We start from the raw sequence: 5,672 nt of genomic DNA, 5'->3' as shown, positions 1-5,672 counted from the left end.
TTTTCATTTAAAGAATATATTAGTAGTAAAAAAGAATTTCAGAATATAGAAATAACTTATAATGCTGTACCTTTGGTTGACCAACTAACAAAAGAAACTTTGTCTGTTCAAAAGAAAAGTTATGATATTATAAAGGATAGTAGAAATATCCATGACTTGGAATTATCACAATGATTTAAAGATGAGAACAGAGATGGTTGAAAAACTAATAGGGGTGTAACAGAAAGTGATTTTGTTAATTTTTATAAGAATAAAATTGGTCATGGTTTAAATATTAATGAAGCAGATTATTTGGATTTAGGAACTTTTAAAATTAATTTAACTTATATTAATGTTTATGGTATAGGTTTGTCAGGTTATGCCAAAAACAATGATGGTGAGGATTTAATGGTAAGTTTACAATTGTCAAAAGCGGCAATTGATAAAAAATTAAATAATTGAGGAAAGATTATTATTGCTTTTTGAAATTATATTACCAATAATGAGTCGATTCATGTTCGTTATGGGGCAGTTCAAGTGGTAGTACCAAAATTATTATTTCAAAAGTTATTAGATAAGAATCAAAGAGATGGATTAAAAGGAACTTTGAAAGTATTAGTAGATAGTTTTAAAAGTTCTAAAGAAGCAACGGATTTAGAAGACATTGAATTATTTAATTTAATATCACATCCATTATTTGAAAGAGTAAAAGGAATGAAAGATGAGGATAGTGCGAACAATACTGTTTTAGAATGAGTTCATATATATTCGAAACAAAATTGAGCTGCTTTATTTACTTTTGGTAAAAAATTAGAGTATGGTTTATATTATTCGTTTGTAGGAGCAAAAGAAAAAAATGAGGTATCTTTACAAATATGACCGCGAAAATAAATAATTAAGTTTATAAAAAATAGGAGAAAAAAACTATGAAAAAATTATTAAGTGTTTTAGGTGTTGTAACTTTAGCTGGTACTGGTGTATCAAATATTGTAGCATGTCATACAAAGACTAAGACNAAAAAAGAAGATACAACTGCGCGTGATCTTGAAGTATTATCTGAGATTCAGGATAAAGCAGTTACTGCAATTACTGAGAAAATAAAAGAAAAGATGTATGTCGATAGTNGCAAAAATAATTTAGCAAAAATTTATGCAAAAGTTGATAATGGTAATTCAATGTATCAATTGAATTTAAACAATGCTGAAGATAAGAAATTAGCAAATTATTTTATTAATGATTTTACGAAGATTTTTGAAACAGTAAATTATAATTTACAGAATGAATATTCAAATTATTTTCCTAATAGTATGCCATTAAATTTTGATGAAGAGCATANAGTTATTAATGTTAATTTTGTAAATGTTGAAGCGATAAAAAATAAATTTCCTGCTGATATTAATNCAGAACCATTTAGTGCTGTTCGAATTGATTTTAAAGCTGNGNTAAGTATTAAATTTAAAACATTATTTTCAAGTTTTGAAATTTCTACAATCTATAATGTTAGTGAAAATACAACCGCATTAAAAGTTCTTTCTGACAAAGCAACAACTTTTTTAATTAAAAATATTCAAGAATATTTTAAAAACTTAGAAAACGCTGATTTTAGTANAAATGATATTTTTAAGCCTTTATATGATAATGTTCAATGAGATTTTTCGGAAAAAACTACAGCTTTAGATGAAAGATTAAANTTTTCATTTAAAGAATATATTAATAGTAAAAAAGAGTTTAAAAATATTGAAATAACTTATAATGCTGTTGAATTAATAGAACAAGTTATGAAGGGAGATTTATCTGCTAAAAATAAAGGCTTTGATAGTTTGAAAGATAATCGAAATATTAATAATTTAACTTTAGCTAATTGATTTAAAGGCGATGAAGGATCAAAGACTATTGAAAATGTTACAGAAGGTGATTTTGTTAATTTTTATAAGAATAAAATTGGTCCTGCTTTAAATATTAATGAAACAGATTATTTAAGTTTAGGTACTTTTAAAATTAATTTAACCTATATTAATATTTATGGTATGGGTTTGTCAGGAAATGTTAAAGGTAGTGATGATGAAGATTTGATGATAACTTTGCAATTATCAAAAGCCGCAATTGATAAAAAATTAAATAATTGAGGGAAAATTATTATTGCTTTTTGAAAATATATAAATAGTTTAAAAATTACGACTCAGGCAGTTGAACTTAAAGTTTCTAATTTACTATTTAAAAAGTTATTAGATAAAAATCAAAGAGATGGATTAAAAGAAGTAACAAAAATGTTATTGGATAATTTTAAAAGTTCTGAGGCAACAACGGATTTAGAAGACATTGAATTATTTAATTTAATATCACATCCATTATTTGAGAGAGCAAAAGGAGAAAAAATAGTTGATGTTAATGAACTAGAAGGCTCAGTTTTAGCATTAAAATATTCTGAAAATGAAAGTTGAGCTATTTTATTTACTTTTGGTAAAGATTTAAATAGTGGTTTATATTATTCTTTTGCTGGGATTGGGAAAAATAAATTATCAAGTAATTGTGTTTTATTTCTAATATATCCAATAATGAGATAAATGATTAAAAAATATATTAAGAATAATTTATTGTTAAAGATAGATAAATTTAAAAACTTAATCTTTTAATTGATCTTTTAATTCAGAGAAGACAATAAATTATGAAAAAAAACTTAGAATTATTATTACCTAGATTTTTTTTGTTAAATACTAATTCATTTTATAAAATAAGAAAANATAGAAAAAAATNAATTNNATAAAAAAAAAAAAAAAAAAAAAAAAAAAAAAAAAAAAAAAAAANAAAAAAAAAAANNAATATAAGTAAAAAAATATTATTTGTGAAAAAATTGAATTAAAAACACCTGTAACTAAAGTTGATGGTTTTGCAAGAATAAATTCTAGTGAAAATGTATTTTTTTGAACTAAAGAATTATTCCCTAAAAATAAATACTCATTATTTCAAATAAAAAGATTGTCAAATAGTTATGAAGACTGAGCAGAAGGAACTAGTTTTGACTCACAAACTAGCAATGGTTGGGTGAATTTATTTTCATTTGACTCTTCTGATAAAATAGTATCGGGAATACCTTTAGTAAGCGAAATAAAATTAAAAAGAAAAAATATTGGCAATATTTGATATACAGCTGATAAAGATACATATGCTATCGCATATGGCGAATTATTTTTAGATTTTGAATATGTTAATAATACTATTAATGTTAAATTAACAGCTAAAGCAACTGCTGCTAATCCGACCTTCTTAGGTTGAACCAAGACGCAGACAAAATTTTACTTTGAAATTATAATTTCTTAATTACATTATTTAAAAGCAAATTATTAACTTAATTACAATGTGTTAATAAATCAAAATAAAAACTAAGCATTTGAAATACTTTTACAAGCATTTTAAAGTTTAGTTTTTTCTTAGTATATGATATTATGGCAAAAGAATTAACTATGAAAATATTAAATTTATAATAAAAAAATGAAAGGAAAACATAAATGAAAAAAACATTATGTTTAATAAGTGCAACAGTAATTGGAATTAATGGGATGTCTTTTACAGTTGCTAATAATTCATATGAACATATAACTACTAACAAACAATTAGAAAAATTAAAACCAAACCAAATTATTAATTTAACTAAATATGATGATCAAAAATTAAGCAGGTCAGAAAGAAAAACACTAGAAAAATTTGAAATAGTTTCATCTTCGGCACGCCCTATTGTAGAATTAGAATTAGATAAACAATTAGCAAGGTTAGTGCCAAAAGTAATACCAAAATTATTAACTTCTAACCAGTATTCTTTTCAAAAAAATGCTCTTGAAAAATATTATAAATTTTTGTCATCGGACTTATTAAAATTAACACTAACAGCTAAGACTTGAATGAAAATAGTTGTTTTATTTATGTTAAATTTAAAAGAAGATTTTATAATTAAATTGAAAAATGGAATTGCTAATTTTCATAGAGAAGATCATAGTGCATGATGAAATTCAATTACAGACAATGATATAAATTCTTTTGTTTATTTAATTTGAGAAAATTTTCCTTACTATTTATGACTTATTTCTTAATTTAGAGCTTGATAATCAAGCTGTAAAAATTACTTCTTATTTTGGATATACATATTATTATTGAGATCAACAAAACCTTGAAAATATAATGATATTCTTGGTGAAAGAACAGAACTAAAAAATAATCAAGACAACGTTACCTTCCAGCAGGAATTGAATACAGCTGTTCAAGAAAGATATAGATATGATAATGACCAATGTATTGGAAAAGATAATGTTGTTGAATGATCAACAAGAACAAAAATTAAAATTAAAATTAACAAAATTATTTGAGAGAAAATAAATACACTTTTCTTTTCCAATGGTAAATATGATTTTATTAGTAAATTAACAAATTTATTATCAGTCTTTCCTCCTGCATATAATGATATTAAATATAAACTTAATTTAAAAGAGTTAAATTCTTTTGCTGATTTAATTTGAGAAAATTTTAGTTATTATTATAATAGTTCTTTAAAATTAAAAAATAATGAGTCAATTCGAATAACTTCATATATTGGATATAAAGGTGGTTTTTGACAACGTGATTATTTTGAATATTATAATGAAATTGTTGATAACAATAATGATATTTTTGAATGAAAAAAAATTAATGGAAGAAAAATCCAAAATAGTCAAGTTAAAATAATAGCAAAAATACATGATGAATTTCGAAAAAAAGACAAACAACAGAGCATCCTGATATGACTACTCCTTCAACTAGTGGGATGACACAGTCAAACTTAGATGAAAAATTAGCAAAAGTGTTAACAATGACAATAAATAAGTCATTAGGTGCAGAGCAAAGACCTTCAACAAGTAGAACTTCTTCAATTTTAAATAAAATTGATAATTATTTAGATGAGACAGAAACACAAGAGGATAAAGGCTCAAATGAATTAGAAGATTCTATACTTCCTTTAATTAATAAGTGAAATTGATAAATATTTTGAAAGTTCTGAAGGTGAGTGGGTATTATTAAAAAATGAAATTAATAAAAATTTTGATAGAAGAGAAAGGATTGAGGCAGGCTTAAAAAATGAAATTAATAATTACTTTCGCAATAGAGGGAGTGTTTCAGCTTCACTACGAGATAAAATTAATCAATATTTTAGTGATAAGGAAATCCAAAGTAAAAGTATTTGAAAAAAATGTATAAAAATATGAAAAAATCATTTAAAACTATAAAAGAGTTAATTTCAAGAACAAATCAAGAATATGAATCAATGAGTTGCAGTCAAGAATATTTTCGTCAATATGAAGAGATTGAAATTGAAGATGACATAACGCCATTGTTACCAGTCAGAAATAATTTTATTTTAAAATTTATAATATTAGCTATCATTGGTGATATATTAGGTGCCAGAATATTAAAAGATTTAAATTTGATTTAAAAAATAATTTAAAATAATTATTAAAATATGCATCTAAAAAAGTCAGTATCTTTAAAAAATTTTACGAACTTTTTAAAAGAGATGCATTTTTATTTGGGGAATTATGTAAAATGAACTGCAACAAACCTTATTAGTCAAATAATACAATAAAAATCATAAAAAATCAATTATAAATTTTTAAAAATCTGTGAAAACCATATACATTTTAGACCACTGATTTAGTCTTTAAATTAGA

Annotated in this window: 6 protein-coding genes and 1 pseudogene; all 7 read left to right on the top strand. The window is 23.4% G+C overall.

The genetic code is table 4. From position 1 onward, the window contains the following. Positions 1-870 (top strand): annotated as a pseudogene (locus BST80_RS03790) (hypothetical protein); the annotation flags it as partial. 35 nt (positions 871-905) lie between these two features. Continuing rightward, positions 906-2,543: a lipoprotein gene (locus BST80_RS03785; RefSeq protein ID WP_415746029.1), complete on the top strand. Its 1,638-nt coding sequence runs from the start codon at positions 906-908 to the stop codon at positions 2,541-2,543. A gap of 412 nt (positions 2,544-2,955) precedes the next feature. Further along, positions 2,956-3,297 carry a hypothetical protein gene (locus tag BST80_RS03780; protein ID WP_415746028.1) on the top strand — a complete coding sequence of 114 codons (342 nt, stop codon included), beginning with the start codon at positions 2,956-2,958 and terminating at the stop codon, positions 3,295-3,297. Between the two features lie 188 nt (positions 3,298-3,485). Beyond that, positions 3,486-4,064, top strand: a complete 579-nt coding sequence (locus BST80_RS03775; protein ID WP_415746027.1) for a hypothetical protein — start codon at positions 3,486-3,488, stop codon at positions 4,062-4,064. Positions 4,065-4,124: 60 nt separating this feature from the next. Next, the gene (locus BST80_RS03770; protein WP_415746026.1) at positions 4,125-4,790 is read left to right on the top strand and encodes a hypothetical protein; all 666 of its coding nucleotides are present in this window, start codon (positions 4,125-4,127) and stop codon (positions 4,788-4,790) included. Beyond that, on the top strand, positions 4,772-4,987 hold the full coding sequence (locus BST80_RS03765) for a hypothetical protein (RefSeq protein ID WP_415746025.1): 216 nt from the start codon (positions 4,772-4,774) through the stop codon (positions 4,985-4,987). The genes BST80_RS03770 and BST80_RS03765 overlap by 19 nt, the downstream gene beginning before the upstream one ends. 207 nt (positions 4,988-5,194) lie before the next feature. Next, complete coding sequence (locus BST80_RS03760; protein WP_415746024.1) at positions 5,195-5,437, top strand: hypothetical protein; 243 nt, start codon at positions 5,195-5,197, stop codon at positions 5,435-5,437. Positions 5,438-5,672: the final 235 nt, after the last annotated feature.

The organism is Spiroplasma sp. Moj, from assembly GCF_016082285.1.
Taxonomy (GTDB): Bacteria; Bacillota_I; Bacilli_A; order Mycoplasmatales; family Mycoplasmataceae; genus Spiroplasma; species Spiroplasma phoeniceum.
The sequence above is the reverse complement of the archived record's forward strand: the minus strand, read 5'-3'. Positions and strand labels throughout refer to the sequence as shown.